Genomic DNA, 24161 nt, shown 5'->3' with positions numbered 1-24161 from the left:
TTCGTGAAAACCGTGAGGAATCCGCATGCCCAACATTACGCAAACTGATATTGACCCGATTGAAACCCGCGAATGGCTGGAAGCCCTGCACGCAGTCCTTGCAGAAGATGGAAGTGAACGGGCGGCTTATCTTTTAAAAGCACTGATGGATAAAGCCAGTGCCGAGGGCATACCCTTGCCCGGTGCTGCTACGACTCCTTACCGCAATACTATCAGGGTGCATGAAGAAAAGGCGATTCCTCCAGATGAGGGTATTGCAAGGCGCATCAGTGCGCTGATTCGCTGGAACGCGCTCGCGATGGTGCTGCGCGCCGGTAAAAAAGCGCCAGAGCTCGGCGGTCATATTGCATCCTATGCTTCAGCGGCCACCCTCTATGAAACCGGCTTTAATCACTTTTTCAAAGGTGACAGTTACTCTCCCAACGGTGGAGACATGCTCTATATTCAGGGGCATTGTGCGCCGGGTATTTATGCGCGAGCCTTTCTTGAAGGACGTTTGAGCGAAGAGCAGCTTGAGAATTTTCGTCAGGAAGTCGAAGTTAATGGCCTTTCTTCCTATCCACATCCCTGGTTAATGGGTGACTTCTGGCAGTTTCCGACGGTTTCAATGGGTCTTGGTCCATTACAGGCTATCTATCAGGCCCGCTTTCTGAAGTATCTCGAACATCGCGGACTGCTCAAGGCCGGTGAGCGCAAGGTATGGGCGTTTCTTGGTGATGGCGAAATGGATGAGCCGGAGTCGCTCGGTGCACTTACCATCGCTTCGCGCGAAAAACTCGATAATTTGATTTTTGTGGTCAACTGCAATCTGCAGCGGCTCGATGGGCCGGTACGCGGGAACGGTAAAATTATTCAGGAACTCGAAGGTGTCTTTCGTGGTGCGGGCTGGAACGTCATCAAGGTCATCTGGGGTACCCGCTGGGACGCGCTCTTTGCCCGCGATAAAGAAGGCTGGATGCAAAAGCGCATGGAAGAATGCCTTGACGGGGATTATCAGGCATACAAAGCCAATAATGGCGCGTATGTGCGTGAGCATTTCTTTGGCCAGTATCCTGAGCTTAAGAAGATGGTCGAGCACATGAGTGATGACGACATTTGGCGTTTAAATCGCGGTGGCCATGATTCACAGAAGGTTTACGCGGCCTATGCCAGTGCAGTAGAGCACCGTGGTCAGCCAACCGTCATTCTTGCAAAGACCGTGAAAGGTTACGGAATGGGTGCGGCCGGTGAAGGGCAGAACATTACGCACCAGCAAAAGAAAATGACCATCGAACAGGTGCGTGCGTTTCGTGACCGCTTCAGTATACCCGTGAGTGACGACAACATTGCCGATGTGCCGTTTTACCGTCCAGAGCCTGATAGCCCGGAAGTGCGTTACCTGAAACGTCAGCGTGAGAGTCTTGGAGGCTTTCTCCCGGCGCGAACCGTTGCATGTGAAAAGCTCACGGTTCCTGCTCTTGAGTTTTTTGCACCAGTCACCGCCGGAACAGGTGACAGAGAAATTTCAACCACCATGGCATTCGTGCGCATTCTCACCATGCTGCTCAAAGATAAAAACTTAGGGCCGCGTGTGGTGCCGATTGTACCGGATGAGTGCCGCACCTTTGGTATGGAAGGGCTCTTTCGCCAGATTGGAATTTATTCACCGGTGGGTCAGTTGTATACGCCCGTTGATCATGAACAGGTCATGTATTACCGTGAGGCGAAAGACGGGCAGATACTTGAAGAAGGCATTAATGAAGCTGGGGCATTCTGTTCATGGATGGCTGCAGGAACATCCTATGCCAACAACCACCTGCCAATGATTCCTTTTTACATTTATTACTCGATGTTTGGCTTCCAGAGGATTGGCGACCTTGCCTGGGCTGCAGGCGACATGCAGGCGCGCGGCTTTTTGCTGGGCGCAACTGCCGGGCGTACTACCCTTGCCGGTGAAGGTCTGCAGCATCAGGATGGTCACAGCCATCTGCTGGCATCCACCATTCCCAACTGCGTGGCCTATGACCCGGCTTATGCCTATGAAGTAGCCGTGATTATCCAGAATGGCCTGCAGCGCATGTATGTAGACCAGGAAAATGTGTTTTATTACATCACGCTCATGAATGAAAATTATGTGCAGCCGCCAATGCCAGAAGGGGCAGAGGAGGGGATTTTGCGCGGTATGTATCTGCTGCAGTCCCCTAAAAAACCGGGTAAAAAACATGTGCAGCTTCTTGGAAGTGGTACTATTTTACGCGAAGTCATTGAGGCGGCGCGTCTGCTGCAGGAAGAGTTTGGCGTAAGCGCTGATATCTGGAGTGTGACAAGCTTCACAGAGCTTCGTCGCGATGGGCTTGTTACTGAGCGTGAAAACCGCATGCATCCCGAGCGGGAAGCGAATAAATGCTATGTTGAGCGGCAGCTTGAAGGCCGAACGGGTCCAGTGATTGCGGCAACGGATTATCAGCGCATGCTGGCTGATGCCATCCGTCCGTTTGTGCATTCACGTTATGTGACACTTGGCACGGACGGCTACGGTCGCAGTGATACCCGTAAACAGCTGCGCCACTTTTTTGAAGTGGATGCCAAATACATCGTGCTTGCCGCACTTGAAGCACTGGCGCAGGAAGGCAGCGTACCCAAATCTGTCGTAAAAGACTGCATGAAGCGCTTTAATATTAATCAAGATAAGCCTTGTCCGATAAGCCACTAATTGAATGCGGGGTAGAAGAATGGCGGATGCAAACGTAATTAAAGTGCCCGATATAGGCGGTGCCGTCGGTGTTGATGTAATTGAAATACTCGTTAAGCCCGGTGACAGCATTAAACGCGATACACCGCTTGTAACACTTGAAACCGACAAAGCCAGCATGGAAGTGCCTTCCTCTGCTGAGGGCGTTGTAAAGAGGATAGTTGTGAAGGTGGGAGATAAGGTCTCCGAGGGTGATGTGCTGCTTGAACTTGAAAGCAGTGTCGGAGCCGTGTCAGAGACACCCGCTGCAGTTGAGCCAACGCCTGAGAGAGTCGCGCCAGTCATCGAGGCGCCCATAGCTTCTGAAAGCCATGAGACTCAGGTGGTGGATGTCGCCATCCCTGATATTGGTGGCGCAACGGGTGTTGATGTCATTGAAATCATGGTCAAAGTCGGTGATACGGTTGAAAAAGACACGCCGTTGCTGGTACTTGAGGGCGATAAGGCCACGATGGAAATTCCGTCCCCCATGGCGGGTGTAGTTGAACATGTCAGCATCGCACTTGGCGACAAGGTGTCTCAGGGAAGCCCGGTATTGTCTCTCCGAACAAGCGCGTCTTCTGCTGTACGCATGCCTGAACCTGCGCCAGTCGTGAGTGAAACGCCATCTTCTGTTCCTGCGCCTGTTGCTGAATTGCGTGTTGAGGCGGCCATTGCTCCTGAAATTCCCTCGAACCGTCAGGACATGGTATCTGCAGGGCCTGCGGTTCGCCGGATGGCAAGAGAGCTTGGTGTGACACTGTCAGAAGTAAAAGGCAGTGGACGCAAGGGGCGTATTCTTACCGAGGACATTCAAGCGTATGTGAAAGCGCGTCTGGCAGAACCCGCCGGCGGAAATGGCTTTGCGTTGCCACAGGCTCCGGCTATCGATTTTTCACGCTTTGGTGCGATTGATATCAAGCCATTGAATAAAATCAAACGGCTCACGGGTGCCAATGTACACCGCTCCTGGATAACCATCCCACACGTCACGCAGTTTGATGAAGCCGATATCACGGAGCTTGAAGCTTTTCGCAAGACCGAGAGTGAGCGCACCGTACAACTCGGATATAAACTGACGATTCTTGCATTTGTATGCAAGGTGGTGAGTCGGGCACTGGCTGCATTCCCACAGTTTAATGCCTCTCTCGATGCGAGTGGTGAGAATCTTATTTACAAACAGTACTGCAACATTGGCATCGCTGTTGAAACGCCTAACGGTCTTGTCGTTCCTGTTATTCGCGATGTTGATACCCTCCAGATTGGTGATATTGCGCGGGAAATGGCACGTCTGAGTGCGAAGGCACGTGACAAGGGGCTTACTCCTGCAGACATGAGCGGTGGCTGTTTTACTGTTTCAAGCCTCGGTGGTATTGGTGGTACGGCGTTTACGCCGATTGTCAACGCACCTGAGGTTGCGATACTCGGGCTTTCCCGCTCAAGTATCAAGCCGGTTTATGCCGGTGACACGTTTGTACCACGGTTGATGCTGCCTTTGTCACTGTCGTACGATCACCGGGTCATTGATGGTGCGGAAGCTGCGCGATTCACGCGATTTATCGCGGATTCGCTTGCGGATATCCGTCGTATTCTCCTGTAATTTAGAGGTTTTACTCATGCCTAAGACGCTGAAAGCGGATGTTGTCGTAATCGGAAGTGGTCCTGGCGGCTACACAGCTGCGTTTCGCGCAGCTGACCTTGGCCTGCAGACAGTGCTCGTTGAGCGATTTCCATCATTGGGAGGCGTATGCCTGAATGTCGGCTGCATTCCTTCAAAAGCACTGCTGCACCTTGCCCGCGTGCTCGATGAACATCATGAAATGGACAACGCTGGTATCAGCTTTGGTAAACCAAAGCTTGATGCCGGTAAAATGGTGACATGGAAAAATTCAGTTGTGGGTAAGCTCACAGGTGGCCTCAAGGCACTTGCAAAGCAGCGCAAGGTAGAAGTGTTGACAGGGAGTGCCGCATTTTCCGGCAGTCATTCACTGCACGTTGATGACGGTGCTGAAGGAATAAGTGTTGAATTCAAGCATGCCATTATTGCGGTTGGCAGTGAGTCTGTCAGTCTGCCGTTTATTCCTGAAGATAAACGTATTTTCAGCTCTACAGGGGCGCTTGAGCTTGCCGATATTAAAGGCAGTCTCCTTGTACTTGGTGGCGGTATTATCGGCCTTGAAATGGCAACGGTGTATTCCGCGCTGGGTGTAGACGTGACAGTAGTTGAGTTTATGGATCAGCTTATGCCAGGTGCTGATGCCGATTTGGTCAACGTGCTGCAAAAGCGCATGGCGAAAAAAGGTGTTAAGTTTATTCTCAAGACTAAAGTCACCGGGGTTGAAGCCAAAAAAGACGGGCTCTATGTCACCATGGAAGGCGAGGGCGCTCCCAGTGCTCCCCAGTGTTTCCAGCAGATGCTGGTAGCCGTTGGACGCCGGCCCAATGGCGGCACCATTGCGGCTGAAAAAGCAGGCGTTACGGTAACCGAGCGCGGCTTTATTCCGGTTGACAAACAAATGCGCACCAATGTTAGCCACATTTTTGCCATTGGTGATGTCGTGGGCCAACCGATGCTTGCACATAAAGCCATTCCTGAGGGCAAGGTGGCGGCTGAGGTTATTGCCGGTAAGAAGCACTATTTTGACCCACGCTGCATTCCAAGTGTTGCTTATACCGACCCTGAAATTGCCTGGGCAGGCCTTACAGAAAATGAAGCAAAGGCTAAAAACATTTCGTATGAGAAGGGTACATTCCCCTGGGCTGCGAGTGGACGCGCGCTTAGTATCGGACGAGAAGAAGGGATAACCAAACTTCTGTTCTGTCCCGATACCCGCCGTATACTTGGAGCCGGAATTGTAGGTTCTAATGCGGGCGATCTTATCGCTGAAACTGTGCTTGCCATAGAGATGGGCTGTGATGTTGAAGACCTCGCGCTTTCGATTCATCCACACCCGACAGTCTCTGAAACCATTGCGCAGGCGGCGGAAGCGTTTGAAGGCACTATTACGGATTTGTATCTGCCTAAAAAGAAAAGTAACCATTAACCACGTTAGCTGAAAAGCCATATTTGGCGCATCTTTTGCGAACGCATTACAAAAAACTGCTCACATACCGGTGTATGCTGCGCTTTTTTTGTAATGCGTTCGCACAACCTGCACTCAAATCCGACTTTTCCCCTAAAGCATTCAAAATGTGGTGATTAGATACAAAGAAAAATAAAAGAGGGTATATCAAATGATAACCAGGGTGCGTGCGATGCAATTTTCGGATGTCGATGCCGTCTATGCCATTGAGTGCGCGGCGCATCGTGCCCCCTGGAGTCGAGATATTCTTCATGACTGTGTGCTGGTTGGCTATGATTGCCGAGTGCTTGCACAATCGGCTGAAGATAAAAGCGAGCACTCAACCGTTATAGGATACCTGATTGCCCGCTACACGCAGGAAGGGAGCGCACACATTCTCAATGTGTGTATTGCGCCAGATTTTCAGGGCAAAGGCTATGGACAGCGTTTTTTAAAACATTTTCTTAAGACTTTAAAACGCCCCGGTATGAAAGAAATCATTCTTGAAGTACGCCCTACAAACCCTACAGCCATTCATATCTACGAAAAGCTTGGATTTACGCAGGCGGAAGTGAAAGAAGGGTACTACAACGATGTTCAAGGCATTGAAGACGCGCTTTTGTTAAAAAAAGTGCTCTAGCTGCAGCCATATCTCAGTTCACCTGTTTTGACTTCGCCTGGGCACGAGTGCTACATTCCTCACTAAACGCCTGTTAAGACGAAACCGGCTTTAAAAATGGCTTTAAATCCGGCTTCTTATCCAGTCGATATTGATATACGGCACAAAACGCGATGATGTTCTTCAGATAATTACGTGTTTCCTGCCAGGGAAGCGTTTCAATCCAGATATCCATCGGATTGGATGGATGGTTTGACAGCCAGTAACGCACCTGTCTCGGTCCAGCATTGTAAGCAGCAGCCATCAGTACCGGATGCCGACCAAAGCGGCGGGCAAGTTCTTCAAGATAGGCGACGCCAATGTTGATATTTTTGGTGGGTGAAAAAAGCGGGTTCTTGCCATCAAATGGAATATGCTCGCGTCTGGCTACAACTTTACCCGTCTGCGGTAAAATCTGCATGAGGCCCATGGCACCGGCTGATGAGACGATTTCGTGGTGAAAAGCACTTTCCTGGCGTATGACCGCATATACAAATTCAGGTGGAATACGGTACTTTTGCGCATAACGGTTGACTGAATCTTTCCAGGCAAGCGGAAAACGTACCGCAAGCTGGTTATTCAACATATCCGTGCTGCTGCTCAAGTACACCGCACGTGCGTGCCATTGCAGCGTATCGGTGAGCCACCATGCGAGTGCCGAGCGATCGCGCTTTGGCAGTTCACTTGAAAATTCATTGAGCAGGCGTGCGGCCTCAACCGGCTTTTGATTCAGATAGAGTGATTGAATGGTATTGGTAACTGGTGCGTAAGGTTTCAGACGTTTTAAGTCGGTTACGACCGGCTCATTTTGAAACTGCGGCGGACTTTTAACATGACGGCTTGCGAGAAAACCGTAATAGTTTCGCTCAGAGCTGAGTGCTGTATAGAGCACTTTCGCATCCTCTTTTTTGCCAAGCGCTTCAAGCGCACGAGCACGCCAGTAGCGCCAGCAGGCATTGTCTTTGTCCTGAAGTTTATCAATGCCCTTTAAAACTGCCTGCCACTGATGATGTTTCAGCGCATGACGAATCTGCCAGCCGAGCAGGGTATCGTTGTACCACGGTGACTTGATGCGCGAAAACCATTGTGCGGTATCTGCATGTCCACGCATTGCCTTGTACAGGGTGAGTTGGGCCAGAAACTGTTGTTGCTGATGCTCGCTTAACATGGTACGGGTTTTAGGATTGTTCCAAAGTGTTATAGCCTTATCCATATTAAGAGATACGAGGCGCGTCAGGCCATAAAGGTAAAAGCTGCTGTAGAGCGGGCCACGTGGCAGGTTCAATATGGTTGCCGGGTTCTGGTAGATGGCATGCAGCCGTTTGGTATCATCCATGCGCGGTGGGTTCATGCGCGTCAGGAGATAGCGCGCAAGTGGAAGATTACGTGCCTCAAGGGCAAGCACGATGCGCTCGCTGACAAGCGCATTATCCATCATTTTCTTTGAGAAAAGTATGTCAAACAGCTTATCACACGCCTGCGGCAGGGAGTTTCCCTGCATCCAGAGTGTTTTTGCCAGTGAAAGGGCTTCCTCAGTGTGTCCGGTTTCAAGTTTCGCACGTGCCGCAAAGCAGCGAAGAAAAGCATCATCGCCCGGTCGGTACCATTTATCAAATTCACGCCAGTCTTTTTTACTGGCAAGGTGATAAAGCCATTTATTTCGTAATTTCACAGCAAGTGGTGTGTCATCGCTGATGAAACGGTAAAACGCTTCATCCGGTAGCTCGGGAAGATTTTCAGACCAATTTTGGTAGCGTTGAAAACGTTCCATGTACGCATTGCCACTCAGCGCATAAACCGGCTGCAGGCAGGTGAGCGCAAGTATAAACACCAGCAGTTTTTGTCTCATTATGCTTTCCGTTCGGAGAGTTTTTCCCGCATAAGGCGAATTGTTGCCGTATAATCCGGTGTATTGAAAATGGACGACCCCGCTACAAAATGAGTGGCGCCAGCACGTGCGACATCCGCAATATTATCAACAGTGATTCCGCCGTCAACGGAAATGGGCAGTTGCGGATAATGCGTTTTAATCCATTCGATTTTTTGAAGTACTTCAGGAATCAGAGACTGGCCGCCAAAGCCTGGATTAACAGTCATTACCAGCACGAAATCAAGCCGGTGCATACAATAGCGCAGACAGTCAACTGAGGTTGCCGGATTCAGGGCAATGCCCGCCTCGGCACCCAGGTCACGAATCAGTGCGAGGCTTCGGTCAAGGTGTGTTGTGGCGTCTGGATGAATGCTGATGCGGGAAGCGCCCGCTCTCGCGAAGGCTTCAATCATCGTGTCGACCGGGCTAACCATCAGGTGCACGTCAATCGGTGTTGCCGGAAAACGTGCATGAAGTGCTGTGCAAAACGCTGGTCCAAAACTTAAATTCGGGACATAGTGATTGTCCATGATATCGAGGTGCAGCATATCTGCACCGGCACGCACTACTGCATCGATTTCGTCACCCAATGCAAGCGAATTTGCCGCCAGCAGGGAGGGAGCCAGAAGACAGGACATGAGGTATTCGCAAAGGTCACAAGTAAGAATATTGTCGTATGGAAACCGTGCGCGTGCAATCTAAAAAACCTGTGTACGGGACATTTTTTCCGCGCCGGGGGGATTCACGTGTATTTTTGTACCGTGACCAGGCTGAATCGTTCCATGCGTTGGCTCCGTGCCACACCCCGAATGGGTCCCCGCCTGCGCGGGGAAGACGGTGTGGGAGAGATTTTGGCCTCCGCACACACCCCGAATCCTGTCATTCCCGCGCAGGCGGGAACCCATCCATGTGCCGGCACGGGGCTAACTCCAGCATGAGCTCTGGGAAGACAACGATTTTTGGTCCCGTACACAGCTAAAAAACAGAATGACGGTGCTATTTTTTTCGTTTACACTGGCGTCTGTGGGTTAGATGTGCACACAAAGTGAAACAAAATGGAATAACACAAGGAGCCATAAAATGCCGGATAATTTTTTAGGTGATGGTTTTAGGGATGTCAGCTTTGATGAGTTATCAGAAAATCTCAAACTTTTGCGGAATGCTCTAAACGTTAAACACGGTACGATTTCCGTTGATGCTCTCGAAGATAAACGCAGAATTCCGGTGCAGTTCTTGACGACGGTATCTGATAATCTGCACACAACTTCGCACACAATACCAGAAAAAACCCTCATCATGAGGGGCGCTTATCTGTGCGTGATTGCTTATATTCAGAATGTCGAATATGGTGGAAGGAATGCGGAAGCCATTACGTCCTGTGAAACGTTTATAAAGCCATGCCACATAATTGGTCTTAGCCAGGTTCAGAAAGTTTTTGATAACAATGCTTCCTTAATAAGAGAAGCTCTGATAGCGTTCCAGTCTTATTTAAAAGGAAGAACCATTGCTTGTGATTCATTGAGAGAAGATACGTTGTTCTCGAATATTGAGGGCTTTGAATCTAAAGGCTATGCCCGCGCGTACTGGACTGGCATTGCTGCTGCCATTGAAAAATGCGACCTGAAAATTGCGGAACAGACTCGCAAGAAAGCCATTGAAGAATGGACGCGTGCGGAAGAGGCGTCTAAACCCGCGCCACAACCCGGATTATTATCTCGTCTCTGGTCTTCTTCATCCCCCGCTTCATCATCCAGCGAGCCTCCTTCAGCATCTCCGGCCCCTGGCGGTCCCGGAGCGTTCTAAGCTGCCTTTATCGCTCCGCTGTAACACGTGTCCCGCCACTGGCGGGGCGCGTGACCGTTGAATGGTGGATAAACCAGTAAAGCACTGCGGTAAAAACACCCCCAACGAGTGTTGCGAAAGCCCACGCATGTCCAGAAACCAGAGCAGTTGGCATGCCTGCCCGATTTAACGTTCCTGCATCGCGCGCAACAGCGCCGGCAAAGAGCAGATGCAGCAGGGCGTTAATGCCTGCAAGCAGCCAGGTAATCGTCTGCATGGTATTGTGAGCCTGTGTAACGAGTAACTGTTCCATCAGGTTGCCTCCCCCTTTATCAGTCTGGATTGTCTCCATGATAACAAAAAAACAGCGCCGGTAATGCACGCACACGCAAGTGTTTCTCGAAGTGTAAGGCGCTCATCAAAAAGAATGCGTCCCCAGAATATGCCGGTGAGCGCAACGACACCGCCAACAAGGCTGTAAAAAACCGGGCCTGCAAGACGAATCAGGCGAAAAAAGAGCACATATCCAATGGTTGACAGGAGTATTTCAAGGAGAACCACACTTTGTACCGTATCGGGGAAGACGCTCAGGGGATAAAACGAGTGTGTTGATAGTACCAGCGGCAAAAGCAGCAGGGTTGCTGCCAGCAGCATGCCACAGGCAGATTCATGAGCCTCTGGTGCCTGCTTACCAAGGTTTGCGATATAGAGCGAACAGGCCGCAAAAGCAAGTGGTGTCAAGAGTGCCGCCAGAGTATAGACGTTCACTGAAAGGGGAGCGGTTACAAGTGACATCAGACCAAAAACACCAAGTAAAACTGCTGAAAAGCGGCAGCTTTCAAAGCGTTCCAGACCTAAAAAAATGGCCATCGGATAGATGATTAAGGGCACTGTATTAACAAGAACCGCCAGCATGCCCGCAGGCAGATGGGGTGCGAGAAAATACATGTTGGTATTAGGGATGGCAATGCCCGCAAGGCCGCAAATCAGGAAAAAACGCCAGTCAGCAGGATTTCGAAGGCGCCCGCCGCGTCGAAACCCGCCCGTCACGCCAAGCAGCAGAGCCGGTCCAAGCGTTTGCCAGAACGCATAGCCCAGAGGAGGCACGCCGTGAGTTAATGCATATCGGGACAGTGAATAACCACAGCCCCATATAAAACCAAGCAGCACTAAAAGAACAAGGGGATAATTAAAAAAACGCAACTTCATACTGCTCTCATGATGATATCCTTATGATTTAGCCATGTTAGCACAAGTGCCTCTGAATTTTCCTTTTCACTAAACCTGCGCTACCATGCGCAAATGTCTGGGAAAAGAGGATATGTTCATGCAACCGCAAAACCCGGTTCCACGACTTAAAACCGCACAATGTGGGCCGTTGCATCATGTAGAAGAAGTCATTCTCTCGCAGGTGGCTACCATCGAAGCCTGGTTTCGCCGGCAATGGCAGATGACCCCGCCTCCCATTACCTCTTCCGTGGATTTACGCAACGCCGGCTTTAAACTTGCACCTGTAGATACCAATCTTTTTCCCGCAGGTTTTAATAACCTTAACCCTGATTTTATGCCCCTTTGTGTACAGGCCATGCAATCAGTGGTACAGGACTTCTTTCCTGAATGCACAAAAATTCTTCTTATTCCTGAGAGCCACAGCCGCAATCTTTTTTACTGGCAAAGCCTTTCGGTCTTACGTGGCATTCTGCAGCAGGCAGGTTTTCTGGTACGTGTTGGAAGCCTTGATGAAACACTGAAAGAGCCCGTTTACATGGAAGCTGCCAATGGTGCCAGAATCCTCGTGGAGCCTGTCCTGCGGCGTGGCGACCGGATTGGCCTTAGTGATTTTGACCCCTGTTTTGTCCTCCTGAATAATGACTTGTCCAGCGGGGTTCCAGAAATTCTTGAAGGCGTTAAACAGCCGGTTGAACCGGCGGCCAATCTTGGCTGGGCCACGCGTTTTAAATCAGTACACTTTACGAAGTATCAGGAAGTGGCACATGCGTTTTCAAGGCTTACCGGGATGGATCCATGGTTTATCAACCCGGAATTTGGCGTTGCGGGTGGCGTGGATTTTATGGCGCAGGAAGGGCTTGAGAAAGTTGCTCATGAGGTAGACCGTATTCTTGGTATTGTGCGTGAAAAATACCGGATGTATGACATTAACGAAACGCCTTTTACGGTCGTAAAGGCCGATAACGGTACGTATGGCATGAGCGTAATGATGGTGCATGATGCCTCGGAAATCCTTGCAATGAACCGAAAATCGCGTACCCGCATGTCAGCGAGCAAGGGCAGTCGCCGAGTGGAACAGGTACTGATTCAGGAGGGTGTGCATACGTTTGAAACCATGCCACAGGGTGCGGTTGCCGAGCCGGTTGTGTATATGCTGGGTCAATTCGTTGTGGGAGGATTTTATCGCGTGCATACCGGACGCGGTGTTGATGAAAATCTAAATGCGCCCGGCATGCAGTTTGAACCACTTGCCTTTGCCAATCCGTGCAATATGCCGCGTGATGATTTGGCTGTGGAAGAGTGTCCGAATCGTTTTTATGCATATGGTGTGATAGCGCGCCTCGCGGCACTGGCCGCGGGACGGGAACGCATGGAAAGTGGAGTGAACGCATGAAACTTGCAGTCTTGATGGACGATGTGTCAACGTTAAAGCCGGCAAAAGATACCACGCTTCGCATTTTGCAGCGCGCTGAGGAGTTCGGGTGGGAGGTTTTTGTCTTCAGGCTTTCTGACATGCAGGTCGAGGGCGGAGTGGCGAAGGCGCATGTTTCAAAACTAAGCCTCAATAAAAACGCAACCCCCATTGCACTTACCTCCCATGCCACGGTACCGCTTACTAGCTTTAATATCATCCTGATGCGCAAGGACCCGCCCTTTGACATGGAATACATTGTGGCGACTTATGCGCTCGATTTAGCCGCTAAAGAGGGTGTGCTGGTGGCTAACCGGGCGCAAAGCCTTCGCGACTGCAACGAGAAGTTTTTTACCCAGCATTTCCCGCAATGCTGCCCGCCCACGCTGACCTCACGCAATATGGCCAGTCTCCGGGCGTTTCATGCCCACCATGGCGATGTTGTTTTTAAACCGCTTGAAGGTATGGGCGGGAGGTCAGTCTTTAGAGTCGATAAAACCGGTGCGAACCTGCCTGTCATTCTTGAAACCCTGACCCACGGTGAAACGGTCACCGTCATGGCGCAGCGCTACATTGCCGATATTGCAGGCAGTGGTGACCAGCGCGTTCTTCTCATTAATGGCGAACCGGTTCCCTATGCGCTGGCGCGTATCCCGGCGAGTGGCGACATGCGTGGAAACCTGGCAGCAGGCGCTCGTGGAGAAGTCGTTCCCATAAGTGAGCGTCAGCGTGAAATTGCAGCTATCCTCGCACCTGTTCTGCGCGAGAAGGGGCTCTATTTTGTGGGGATTGATGTGATAGGCGATTATCTTACGGAAATCAACGTGACAAGCCCCACGTGTCTGCGTGAAATCGAAGCGTTCAGTGGTTTGGACATTGCAGGAGATTATCTGCGCTGCCTTGAAAAAGAAGTCCTTGGCCTTTAGATGCCGTTGTCACGAGAGAAGCCGGGCTGCAAATCCTTTCAATTTTAGATCCAATTTCTCTTGTGACGACTGCCTTCAGTTACACCCCTCCAAGAGGGCTTGCTCCGGATTCCTGTTCTTCTTCTATATAAAGACTGCCCTCATTGGCCTGTTCTTCTCCGGTAATCTGATAGCGGCGATGCTGCAGCCAGGCGTCACGAACGAATGTGTAGGAGTCGAGGGCTTCAGCAAGCAGGCGATCGGTATCGAGCAGCTGCGCCCTTAAATCTACGTAGCGCACGCCAAGCATGGAGTAGAGTACTGGATTGGAACGAATCCAGGGATAGGGTGTAAAGAGTGAATAATCAAAGGTTTGAGCGAAGGTATCACGCAGGGTTGAAGGCCCAAGGAAGGGCAGAACCAGATAAGGAGAATTCATGTCGCCCCATTTCGCGAGCGTGATGCCGAGGTCATTCACATGAGGAGGCAATCCCATATGGCTTGCCGGGTCAAAGATTCCCCCAATTCCGATGGTTGTGTTGGCAATAAAGCGCCAGGTATCCTTGATGGCCATCGTCCATTGTGCCTGAAGCAGGTCATTGACCACAGTTGATGACATACTGAAGTTGGTGTAGAAATTATTGACACCACGGCGCACCGGTTGAGGGACTACCGCCTTGTAAAGGCGCGCGGGGGGCTTTAGAAAAGTGGTATCGAACGCCATATTAAACGTGTGAACCCGCCGGTTATAAGGCTCCCATGGGTCCTCAGGCAGGGTTCCCTTGTGGGCACAGCCGGTTAAAACAAGGGGCAATAACAGGTAAAGTGTCTTCTGGCACATGTATGGCAGTCCTTTAAACATTGCTGATGATACTACACGAGTTTCAGCTCGATGAATATACCTGATTTATTTTGTCTTTAACGCCGAAATTCGGGATAATGCCAAAAATTTTTTTGAAGTGGATGTCAGCAATGTCACAGGATATATGGCTTCAAGGACTCAACCCGCGACAGGCAGAGGCAGTCAGTGCGCCACCCGGAAACACCCTGGTGCTGGCCGGTGCTGGCAGTGGCAAGACGCGTGTACTGGTACACCGTCTTGGCTGGCTGGTGACAGAGTGTGGCTTTTCGCTGCATGAAATCCTTGCGGTGACCTTTACCAACAAGGCCGCGGGTGAAATGAAGTCGCGACTTTCAGAAGCACTTCAACTTTCTCCGGCGGGCCTTTGGGTGGGAACGTTTCACGGCCTTTGTCATCGCCTGTTGCGCATCCACTGGGAGCGCGCGCGACTGCCGGAGGCATTTCAGATTCTTGACAGTGACGACCAGCTGCGTTTGCTGAAGCGGGTGATTCAGGGGTTAAACCTTGATGAAGAACAGTGGCCGGCGCGGCAGGCTCAGTCTTTTATCAACGGTAAAAAGGATGATGGTCTGCGTGCGGCCCACATCCATCTGCCGCCTCACGGCCCAACCCGCACACTTGCGAAAATCTATGCGGCTTATGAACAGGCCTGCCAGACCGCCGGCGTTGTTGATTTTGCCGAAATTCTTCTTCGCGCCCATGAACTGTTACGCGACCATCCAGACATTCTTCTGCATTATCAGTCGCGTTTTCGCGCGATTCTTGTGGATGAGTTTCAGGATACCAACGCCATCCAGTATGCCTGGATTCGGCTGCTTGCGAGTGGCGGCGCGTCTGTGATGGCTGTTGGTGATGATGACCAGTCTATTTATGGCTGGCGCGGGGCGCGTGTTGAAAATATTGAGCAGTTCTCGCGCGACTTCGCGGATACAAGGGTCATACGCCTTGAACGTAACTATCGCTCAACCCCCACCATTCTTGAAGCGGCAAATGCCCTTATCAGCAATAATACGCGGCGCATGGGTAAAGAGCTCTGGACGGAGGGTGCTCGCGGCGACAGGATTCAGGTTTATGACGCTTTCAACGAAATTGATGAAGCGCGGTTTGTGACCGAGCGTATCCGTATAGAGATGGGTCGCGGGCATCTTCCTGAACATTTCGCCATTCTCTATCGCTCCAACGCCCAGTCACGTGTACTGGAAGAATCGCTCATGCGCGCTGGAATTGCGTATCGTATTTACGGCGGCATGCGCTTTTTTGAGCGTGCTGAAGTCAAGGATGCACTTGCCTATCTGCGCCTGATGGCCAATCCTCACGATGACACTGCTTTTGAGCGGGTCGTTAATTTTCCCGTGCGCGGAATCGGTGAAAAAACCCTTGATACCCTGCGCTCGCACGCACGAGACCAGGAAATCTCTCTCTGGGAGGCGGCAGCCGGGTTGTTGACAAGCGGCGAATTTACGCAACGCGCCAGCAGTGCGCTTGAAAAATTTGTACAGTTGATACAATCGCTGCAACAGGATGCGACAAATCTGCCGCTTGATGAACAAATTCAGACACTGTTGCAAAAAAGCGGTCTGCATGCGCATTTCTCGCGTTTAAAGACGGATAAGTCAGAATCCCGCATGGATAACCTGCAGGAACTTGTCAACGCTGCCCGTCAGTTTCAGTATGATGAAAACGAAACCGAGACGGGTGCCCCGATGCGCTCGGCCTTTCTTGCCCATGCTTCCCTTGAAGCCGGCGAAATGCAGGCAGACAGCGCTGAAAGCGCGGTTCATCTCATGACGCTGCACTCTGCAAAAGGGCTTGAATTTCCTACGGTTTTTCTGGTGGGTCTTGAGGAGGGTGTATTCCCGGCACGGCAGTCGATAGAGGATCCTCTGCGCCTTGAAGAAGAGCGAAGGCTCTGTTATGTCGGCATGACACGCGCGCGAGAGCGCCTGTTTCTTGTTCACGCCGGCATGCGTCGCCTGTATGGGCGTGAGGAGTACCACCGTCCCTCACGTTTTCTGCGCGAGTTGCCAGCAGAGTTGCTGGAAGAAGTGCGCGGTGGCGGCATGGGCGCCATGAGTCGGCCTCGAAGCAGTGCACCAGCGTCGCGCGTCTCGCTTCAGGAGCAGGAATGCGGGTTTCGACTGGGTCAGTCCGTGGTGCATGCCCGCTTTGGCGATGGTGTTGTGCTGGCAGTTGAGGGAAGTGGCGCCAATACGCGCCTGCAGGTGCGGTTCTCAGAGCATGGCTCTAAATGGCTGGTACTGGCCTATGCCAATCTTAGCGCTGCAGGGTCTTGAAATTGAGCGCCTAAGGTGCGAGGATCCCGTGGCAATTATGGTGTTTTTTATTAAGGGGAAATACGTGAAAGGAAAAACGACAGCCGTTGTCGGCATGCTCGCGGCCATGCTGGCCTCACCCGTGCTGATGGCAGACAGTGCCACATCACCCGCAATGACGGATGCACAAAAACAAGCCATTGAAAAAGTGGTTCACGACTATCTTGTCAGCCATCCTGAAGTATTGATTGAAGCCTCTCAGGCACTTCGCCAGAAAGAGCAGCTGACGGCACAGGCCAAAGCTCAGGAAGCCATTTTGGCAAACGCGCCTAAGCTCTTCACAGATACGCTGACCGTAACCGGCAATCCGAAAGGGCAGGTCACACTGGTCGAGTTTTTCGATTATCAGTGCATTCACTGTAAAAAAATGGCACCGGTCATTGCAAGTCTTGTTAAAAAAGACGGCAACCTTCGAGTGATTTACAAAGAATTCCCGATTTTTGGTGAAAGCTCGGATGAAGCTTCGCGTGCAGCACTTGCAGCGGGCATGCAGGGCAAATATCAGGCCATGCACGAAGCGCTTTTTAAAATTGATGAACGTCTTGACAACAAGCTCATTGAAAATGCCGCTAAATCCGCAGGTGTAGATGTTGCGCGCATGAAAAAAGACATGAGCAGCGATGCTGTCACCAAAGCACTGGCGGCAAACCGTGAGCTGGCTGAAAAACTGCATCTTATGGGTACGCCCGCGCTTATTATCGGCGCTACGCCGAACGGCACGTTTAAAACAGGCACCCAGCCAACGTTTATACCGGGTGCAGCCGGAGAAGACAGTCTTCAGAAGATGATTGCTGAAGCGTCCAAAGGGTAATACACTCCAGGGCAAATAAGCGCGTGAGCACGTATTTGCCCGTTTTTTTTCTTTAAGCGTGAGACTCTGATGCAAAAGCCTGCGACTTTTCAGGACATAATTCTTACCCTTCAGAACTGGTGGTCACAGCAGGGCTGCGCAATTTTGCAGCCACTGGATATGGAGGTAGGAGCAGGGACGTTTCATCCGGCAACGTTTTTGCGTGCCATTGGGCCTGAACCATGGAACTGCGCTTATGTGCAGCCGTCCAGGCGTCCAACAGACGGACGTTATGGTGAAAATCCAAACCGGGTACAGCATTATTACCAGTTTCAGGTTGTGTTGAAACCCTCGCCACTCGATATTCAGGAACGCTATCTTGATTCGCTGCGCGCCTTAGGCGTCGACCCGCTTACTGATGATATTCGCTTTGTAGAAGACAACTGGGAATCGCCCACGCTTGGAGCCTGGGGGCTTGGATGGGAAGTCTGGCAAAATGGCATGGAAATCTCCCAGTTTACCTACTTTCAGCAGGCCGGAGGAATCAGCTGCAAGCCCGTTACTGGCGAGCTGACCTATGGCCTTGAGCGCATTGCGATGCACGTGTTAAACGTTGACAATTTTTTTGCGCTTCCCTGGTGTAATACCCCCAATGGCATTCTGACGTATGGCGATGTGTTCCACCAGAACGAGGTGGAAATGTCGACCTATAATTTCGAGCACGCCAATATAGATGCTCTTTTTACGCAGTTTAATTACTATGAGGCAGAGTCTCAGAGACTCGTGAGCCTTAAACTGCCGCTGCCGGCTTATGAAATGGTGATTAAGGCATCGCATGTTTTCAATCTGCTGGATGCGCGTCATGCTATTTCTGTTACTGAACGCCAGCGCTATATTCTGCGGGTGCGTCAATTGTCACGTGCAGTGGCGCAAGCCTGGTACGATGCGCGCGAAGCGCTTGGATTTCCTTTGTTGAAGGTGTGTGATGCACAATGATTTTTTGTTTGAGCTTGGGTGCGAGGAATTACCCTCAGGCGCTGTTTTGCCGTTGTCAGAGGAACTTGCTGCGCGATTAACTGACGGGTTTGCAAAGGCATGTTTGAATCATGGTGAGGTTGAAGTTTTCGCTACACCAAGACGCCTTGCGGTGCTCGTTCGTAACCTGCAGTCCTTTCAGGAGGGGCGCGTACATGTGCGCCGGGGCCCGGCGTTAAACGCGGCTTTTGATGAGAGTGGCGCACCAACGGCTGCATTAAAGGGTTTTGCCAAATCGCTTCAGGTAGATGTTTCGGCGCTGCAGCGCATAGAAACAGACAAAGGAACCTGGCTTGGTCTTGAGGTGCATGAAGAGGGCCAGTCGGCCGCTAAACTGCTCCCAGAGCTTGTCCGTCATGCACTCTCTGAACTTTCCATTCCAAAACCAATGCGCTGGGGAAACTCCGAAGATACCTTTGCAAGACCTGTACACTGGGTGGTTATGCTCCTTGGTGATGAAGTTGTAGCATCTTCATTTTTTGGCACTAAAAGCGGACGCACGACCTATGGACACCGGTTTCATCATCCAGGTGCCATTGTGCTTGAAAAAGCCGGCGATTATGAACAGGCGCTTCTTAAAGCGTTTGTCGTTGCAGGATTTAACGAACGGCTTGCCTGCATGGTTTCGCAGGTAGAAACCATCGCTGCTGAGAATAATGCGGTTGCTGTGATGCCTGAGGCGCTGCTTAAAGAGGTCTGCTCGATTGTTGAGTGGCCACAGGCCTTACTGGCAGGCTTTCCAGAAGCGTTTCTTGAAGTGCCGCCTGAAGCGCTTATTGCGTCCATGCAATCACACCAGAAGTGTTTTGCCCTCCGCGACAAAAAGGGCGCGCTGCTGCCGCGCTTTATTACCGTTGCCAATATCGTCAGTAAAGATCCTCAGCAGGTGATTCGTGGCAATGAAAAGGTCATGCGCGCACGCCTCAGTGACGCCGCCTTTTTCTACGCACAGGATAAGAGCCAGCCGCTTGCAGCGCACAGGGATGCCTGCGACAACGTTATTTTCGAAGAAAAACTAGGCAGCCTTGGCGACAAATGCGCGCGCACAGATGCCTTGATGCAGGTATTGGTGCCGGTTCTTCAGCTTGAAAAAAGTGCTGCCTCACGTGCTGCCTTGCTTTCCAAGTGCGATTTGATGACCGGAATGGTGGGAGAGTTCCCGGAATTACAGGGCTTGATGGGTAAATATTATGCGCTTCATGATGGCGAGAATGAAGCAGTTGCCATCGCACTTGATGAGCAGTATCTGCCACGCTTTTCAGGCGATACCCTTCCGGAAACCCCTCTTGGTTCTGCGCTGTCACTTGCCGATCGCATCGACACACTCATGGGAATTTTTGCTATTGGAAAGCGTCCAAGCGGTGTAAAAGACCCCTATAAGCTCCGACGCCACGCGTTAGCCATTGTTCGTATACTGGTTTCACTGAAAGTTTCTGTTTCGCTTCGAAGCCTGCTGACAGAAGCGGCGGCACTTCTCAGTCAAAGAGTGGCGACTGTGCATGAGAACATAGAGCCAGTTCAGCAATTTATCCTTGACCGCATGAGTGCCTGGTATCAGTCACAGGGCGTTGGTATTGAACTGATACAGGCTGTTCGTGCACGCCAGAGCGACTGCCTGCTCGACTTTGACAGGCGCCTTAATGCACTGAAACACTTCGTAGACCTGCCTCAGGCTGCAGCGTTATCAGCGGCATGCAAGCGCGTAGATAATCTTCTCAGCCAGCAGGAAGGGCAGAAAGCTTCTCAGGTGGATGCTTCCCTGTTTGCTGAACCTGCAGAGCAGGCACTTTTTAGTGCACTGCAGGCGTGTGAGGAGAAACTTTTACCCTGTTTTGCAGCGGGTGAATACGATACCGCCCTCAGTACACTGGCGACACTTCGTGAACCGGTGGATGCATTCTTTGATACGGTCATGGTGATGGTGGACAACAAGGGTTTGCGGGCAAATCGGCTGTCACTGCTCCGACGCCTTCATACTCTCTTGCAGGGAGTGGCTGCGATTTCGCTCCTGCCCGCTGCCTGACATGCTGAGCATTGGGTTTGAATCTGAGGCGTTTGCCGAACAGGCGGAAATGCTTGGCAAACGCCTGGGACTCGAAGTTGATAATGTCCATGAACCACGTTTGTGTATTGGAGAGTCTGGCCTGTCATTGAAATTTCCGGGGTTTTCACCGGTTTTTGCAGATTTTGAAAAAAGCCGCAGACGGGTGTTGCATAATCGCGGCGGGCAGGATGCGCTGATTCGTGCCTGCCGCCCAGCTCCTGGAGTGCGTATCGTTGACGCTACTGCAGGATGGGGTCGGGATGCGGCAGTGCTCGCATCTTTAGGCGCTCAAGTTACGATGATAGAGCAAAACCCGGTGATGCATGCCTTGCTCGAAGACGCCCTTCAGCGCAGTTCATTGCAGGAAAATCTATCGCTGGTGCAGGGTGAGGCTGGTGAATGGCTCACTCAACTCGAGTCTGAGGTTCCTCCTGATGTCATTTATCTCGATCCCATGCACCCCGTTCGACAAAAGAGTGCGCTGGTTCAAAAAGACATGCAGATATTGCAGCAGCTGGTTAACAAACAGCCAAATCCACATGCTGTGTTGGCGATAGCCATTAGTCGGGCAAAGCGCTCGGTTGTGGTAAAGTGGCCTCAAAAGAGTCCGCCACTGGCAGAACCTACCAGCAGAATTCCGGGTAAAACCGTGCGCTTTGATGTGTATGCGGGCCTCGGGCGTATGCTCATCAAAGAATGAACGAGCGCGCTAGATTTCCCAAACTTCTTCTTCCTTAAAGCGTTTAAGATCCATCATATCTTCAATGCGTCGCCGCCTCTCAAGCTTTGTACTCAGGCTAACATCTGCAGATTCGATAACCAGGGATTCTACGACTTCGCCATCTTGTTCAACTTCGTCAATACGTCCTGCTGACATGATTCCTCCTGAAACAGTGTGAACTCCCAATTCAAAGTCTGTCGCCAAACGCCAGCAGACCAAAAAAAGGCGCTTTCCAAAGCGCCTTTACTATAACAGGTTTTTAATCACAAGCCCAGCAAAGTGCCTGTATTATCAGAGAGATGGGCCGGGGACAGGTGCGGGTGTTTTGGCTGCTTCTTTTTCGGCACGGATACCGGCAATGTCTTTACGAATCATACCAAGGCTATTTTTGGTATCTTTTACCTGGGCTGTACTTTTTGCTTCATTTAACTTACTTGCCGCATCGTTAATGGCTGCCAGTTGAGCATCACGACCTGCAAATAATTCACCAGCCGTTTTTTTCTGACCATTGACATAGACAAAACATTCTTCGTCTGACTTGCCGTTTTTTCGTAATGCTGAATACGCGAGTCGACCCATCTGCATTGCGACTTCGGGGTCTTCATGGGTTACTTTTACGTTTGGTTTCTCACAGACAACGCAAAGTACGGTTACGATGCGCATGATATCGGATTCAGCATTAGAGCGCGGGTCCATCCAGTAGGGGATATTGAGTGAAGATGGCATTTCCATTTCAACACTAATTATCTTGTTGTCCTTATTCTTCTTAAGGTTTATTTCGCGGGTTGGAAAAACGCCTGTACCAAGGGCTATAAAGTCTAGATCGCCGATAGAGATATCTTTGAGGGTAATGCCGCCGATGTCGACATCGGTGGTTAATTGCGTCATTGATTTTCGAGTGGCATTTTTCTCGGCAAGCAGTTCGTCAATGATATCTTTCATGCGGTTGCTGGATTCATAGAGAGCCGCTACAAACATCGCTTCTTCTTCACGGCGTTTGTTGTCTTTGGAAAGCGTATCAGTGCTTTCGCTGAAGGCTTTCTCTGCAGCTTCTTTAGTTTCCTTGTGTTTTTTATCCATTTCCGCCAGCATGGCATTCTTGATGCCGCCAACCTGAGACGGAGCAATGTTCATAACCTTCTGAAGATTAGTGTTAAGGTCTGAGCCTGCATCACTAAAGCTTGTTTCCAGTCGCTTTTTGGCGTCTTCATGGGCTTTATCCAATGCTTTAAGTGCTTGTTTTTTACGCTCATCAAGGTAGCTTAAAGCATCTGCTGTAGAGGTGGTTTTTTGCTGCACACGTTCTTTCAACGCGTTCAGGTCTTCTGTGAACTCAAAGGTGGCCTTCTCTACGGCGGCTTTTGAGTCTACAAGTGCGCTTCTTATCGCATCCTCTACCGCCTTAGCCTCTGCTTGCCCCTGTTTATCAGCAAGTGCCTTGGAAAGCAGGGTGCCATCTGGTGCTTTTACATCTGTAAATGCGTTGGCTTCTGCAATAAAGTTCGTGTTAAAGCTGTCAAAAAGGGAGCCTGTTGGCAGTTTTTCAGCGTCAATACCTACTTTAAGCTGATACTCCATGACGAGGCGCATGCGCTGGTTTGCATCGTAAAATGGAAAATTTCTAAGCCGTGTGTCGGAGCGTAAAAAACGCCCAAAAAACGGAATACCCTGATAAAAGGTATCATACGGGTTAGAATCTAAAGTTTTCCTCTGATCATTCTCGCTCATAATACCCCCAATGACGGCATGCTGTTCAGGCTTACTCTTACGCTAAGCTTATCACTCTTAGCTTAAGCAGATATTAAGTCATTTTAGCTGTTTTGCGCATCACTGTGTACCGGACTGTTAAAATTTAAAAGACACGTAAATAGGAACGTCTATCCGGCGTTGAAGTGACGCTTTCGTTACGCAGACGGGCACGCAGACTTTTTTTGTCTGGCACAGAACTTACAGCTGCCATGTATTACCATGCAGGTATAGCCGAACCTTTAAAAAGCTTCCTGGCTTTGGCCAGCACTTCGGGTGACTGAAAGGCTTTAATAAAAAGGCTGATTTCTTCTTTTTTGGCATTATCCTTACGCACGACTATCAGGTTGGCATAGGGAGAATTTTTTCCTTCCATGTAGATGGCGTCTTTTGTTGGCTTAAGTCCCGCTGGAAGGGCAAACGTAGTATTAATGACAGCGGCATCGACATCGGGGAGCACGCGCGGAAGTTGTGCGGCGTCAAGTTCTGTGAAGCGCAACTTTCTCGGATTGCGCGCGATATCAGCAATCGTTGAAGTTTGCCCTTTTTTCAAGCTGATAAGGCCCGCACGTTTTAAAAGCAGGAGCGCACGTGCCTCGTTACTGGGATCGTTAGGCAGTGCAATCAGTGCGCCTTCAGGCAGACGGCGTAAGGATTTGTAGCGGCTGGAGTATACGCCCATAGGGTAGAGGAAGGTGCGTGCTGCAGGCTCAAGTGTGTAGCCACGTGCCTTAATGGCGGTATTAAGGTAGGGAAGATGCTGGTAAATGTTTGCGTCAAGACTGCCATCCTGGAGGGCTTCATTCGGCAGGTTATAGTCATTAAATTCTACAATTTTAACCGTAAGTCCGTAGCGCTGCTGCGCAACATCGCGAGCGGTTTCTACAAGCTCAGTTTCAGGGCCTGAAATCGTGCCGATTACCAGCGTATTAGAGGGGGATTTACCACAGGCTGTGAGTACAAGAGCCGTTAGTAAAAGTCGTACGATACGCATGCTGTCTC

Annotated in this window: 20 protein-coding genes; 12 read left to right on the top strand and 8 right to left on the bottom strand. The window is 50.8% G+C overall.

Annotation, left to right across the window (positions count from 1 at the left end):
• Positions 1 to 25 precede the first annotated feature (25 nt).
• From aceE to rimI, 4 genes are all read left to right on the top strand, one after another.
• Complete coding sequence (gene aceE, locus E4T54_RS00965) at positions 26 to 2692, top strand: pyruvate dehydrogenase (acetyl-transferring), homodimeric type (RefSeq protein WP_028387354.1); 2667 nt, start codon at positions 26 to 28, stop codon at positions 2690 to 2692.
• 19 nt (positions 2693 to 2711) lie between these two features.
• The gene (gene aceF / locus E4T54_RS00960; RefSeq protein WP_028387353.1) at positions 2712 to 4310 is read left to right on the top strand and encodes a dihydrolipoyllysine-residue acetyltransferase; all 1599 of its coding nucleotides are present in this window, start codon (positions 2712 to 2714) and stop codon (positions 4308 to 4310) included.
• 16 nt (positions 4311 to 4326) lie between these two features.
• Entirely contained in the window at positions 4327 to 5754 is a 1428-nt protein-coding gene (gene lpdA, locus E4T54_RS00955; protein ID WP_028387352.1) for a dihydrolipoyl dehydrogenase, read from the top strand.
• Between the two features lie 211 nt (positions 5755 to 5965).
• Positions 5966 to 6412, top strand: coding sequence for a ribosomal protein S18-alanine N-acetyltransferase (gene rimI, locus E4T54_RS00950; protein WP_338011260.1), 447 nt, complete (start codon positions 5966 to 5968; stop codon positions 6410 to 6412).
• 73 nt (positions 6413 to 6485) lie between these two features.
• Here rimI and E4T54_RS00945 read toward each other — a convergent pair whose 3' ends face one another.
• The gene (locus E4T54_RS00945; RefSeq protein WP_035904004.1) at positions 6486 to 8279 is read right to left on the bottom strand and encodes a transglycosylase SLT domain-containing protein; all 1794 of its coding nucleotides are present in this window, start codon (positions 8277 to 8279) and stop codon (positions 6486 to 6488) included.
• Positions 8279 to 8938 carry a ribulose-phosphate 3-epimerase gene (gene rpe, locus E4T54_RS00940; RefSeq protein WP_028387349.1) on the bottom strand — a complete coding sequence of 220 codons (660 nt, stop codon included), beginning with the start codon at positions 8936 to 8938 and terminating at the stop codon, positions 8279 to 8281. Before rpe ends, E4T54_RS00945 begins: the two co-directional genes overlap by 1 nt.
• Positions 8939 to 9380: 442 nt before the next feature.
• Here rpe and E4T54_RS00935 point away from each other — a divergent pair, with 442 nt between their 5' ends.
• The gene (locus E4T54_RS00935) at positions 9381 to 10103 is read left to right on the top strand and encodes a hypothetical protein (RefSeq protein ID WP_028387348.1); all 723 of its coding nucleotides are present in this window, start codon (positions 9381 to 9383) and stop codon (positions 10101 to 10103) included.
• A 7-nt stretch (positions 10104 to 10110) separates the two neighbouring features.
• On the opposite strand, the gene E4T54_RS00930 is transcribed toward E4T54_RS00935, so the two are convergent.
• Together E4T54_RS00930 and E4T54_RS00925 are read right to left on the bottom strand one after the other, a co-directional pair.
• Positions 10111 to 10395 carry a hypothetical protein gene (locus E4T54_RS00930; protein ID WP_035903989.1) on the bottom strand — a complete coding sequence of 95 codons (285 nt, stop codon included), beginning with the start codon at positions 10393 to 10395 and terminating at the stop codon, positions 10111 to 10113.
• A complete protein-coding gene (locus tag E4T54_RS00925) occupies positions 10395 to 11291 on the bottom strand; it encodes a DMT family transporter (RefSeq protein ID WP_028387347.1) in 897 nt (298 codons plus the stop codon). Before E4T54_RS00925 ends, E4T54_RS00930 begins: the two co-directional genes overlap by 1 nt.
• Positions 11292 to 11409: 118 nt before the next feature.
• Here E4T54_RS00925 and gshA point away from each other — a divergent pair, with 118 nt between their 5' ends.
• Positions 11410 to 12705: a glutamate--cysteine ligase gene (gshA, locus tag E4T54_RS00920; RefSeq protein ID WP_035904046.1), complete on the top strand. Its 1296-nt coding sequence runs from the start codon at positions 11410 to 11412 to the stop codon at positions 12703 to 12705.
• Positions 12702 to 13649, top strand: a complete 948-nt coding sequence (gene gshB, locus E4T54_RS00915) for a glutathione synthase (protein WP_028387345.1) — start codon at positions 12702 to 12704, stop codon at positions 13647 to 13649. Before gshA ends, gshB begins: the two co-directional genes overlap by 4 nt.
• Positions 13650 to 13728: 79 nt before the next feature.
• Here the strand turns inward: gshB and E4T54_RS00910 are convergent, their stop codons facing one another.
• A complete protein-coding gene (locus E4T54_RS00910) occupies positions 13729 to 14469 on the bottom strand; it encodes an MlaA family lipoprotein (protein ID WP_035903972.1) in 741 nt (246 codons plus the stop codon).
• Between the two features lie 131 nt (positions 14470 to 14600).
• On the opposite strand from E4T54_RS00910, the gene uvrD reads away from it, so the two are divergent.
• The 5 genes from uvrD (at position 14601) to E4T54_RS00885 (ending at position 21392) form a co-directional block, all read left to right on the top strand.
• Positions 14601 to 16784, top strand: coding sequence for a DNA helicase II (gene uvrD, locus E4T54_RS00905; RefSeq protein WP_028387343.1), 2184 nt, complete (start codon positions 14601 to 14603; stop codon positions 16782 to 16784).
• A gap of 64 nt (positions 16785 to 16848) precedes the next feature.
• The gene (locus E4T54_RS00900) at positions 16849 to 17634 is read left to right on the top strand and encodes a DsbA family protein (protein WP_028387342.1); all 786 of its coding nucleotides are present in this window, start codon (positions 16849 to 16851) and stop codon (positions 17632 to 17634) included.
• Positions 17635 to 17703: 69 nt separating this feature from the next.
• A complete protein-coding gene (glyQ, locus tag E4T54_RS00895; RefSeq protein WP_028387341.1) occupies positions 17704 to 18609 on the top strand; it encodes a glycine--tRNA ligase subunit alpha in 906 nt (301 codons plus the stop codon).
• Entirely contained in the window at positions 18599 to 20671 is a 2073-nt protein-coding gene (gene glyS / locus E4T54_RS00890; protein ID WP_028387340.1) for a glycine--tRNA ligase subunit beta, read from the top strand. Before glyQ ends, glyS begins: the two co-directional genes overlap by 11 nt.
• Position 20672: 1 nt before the next feature.
• On the top strand, positions 20673 to 21392 hold the full coding sequence (locus E4T54_RS00885; RefSeq protein WP_035903947.1) for a class I SAM-dependent methyltransferase: 720 nt from the start codon (positions 20673 to 20675) through the stop codon (positions 21390 to 21392).
• Between the two features lie 9 nt (positions 21393 to 21401).
• Here E4T54_RS00885 and E4T54_RS11970 read toward each other — a convergent pair whose 3' ends face one another.
• The 3 genes from E4T54_RS11970 to E4T54_RS00875 all read right to left on the bottom strand — a co-directional run bounded on the left by E4T54_RS11970 (position 21402) and on the right by E4T54_RS00875 (position 24153).
• Positions 21402 to 21569 (bottom strand): PA3496 family putative envelope integrity protein, encoded by a 168-nt coding sequence (locus tag E4T54_RS11970; protein WP_165476897.1) that lies wholly within the window; start codon positions 21567 to 21569, stop codon positions 21402 to 21404.
• A 135-nt stretch (positions 21570 to 21704) separates the two neighbouring features.
• The gene (locus E4T54_RS00880) at positions 21705 to 23141 is read right to left on the bottom strand and encodes a hypothetical protein (protein WP_028387338.1); all 1437 of its coding nucleotides are present in this window, start codon (positions 23139 to 23141) and stop codon (positions 21705 to 21707) included.
• 235 nt (positions 23142 to 23376) lie between these two features.
• Entirely contained in the window at positions 23377 to 24153 is a 777-nt protein-coding gene (locus E4T54_RS00875) for a MetQ/NlpA family ABC transporter substrate-binding protein (RefSeq protein WP_028387337.1), read from the bottom strand.
• Positions 24154 to 24161: the final 8 nt, after the last annotated feature.

Origin of the sequence: Legionella geestiana, assembly GCF_004571195.1 — a bacterium.
Classification (GTDB): domain Bacteria; phylum Pseudomonadota; class Gammaproteobacteria; order Legionellales; family Legionellaceae; genus Legionella_B; species Legionella_B geestiana.
This window is presented reverse-complemented; position numbering and strand designations above follow the sequence as displayed.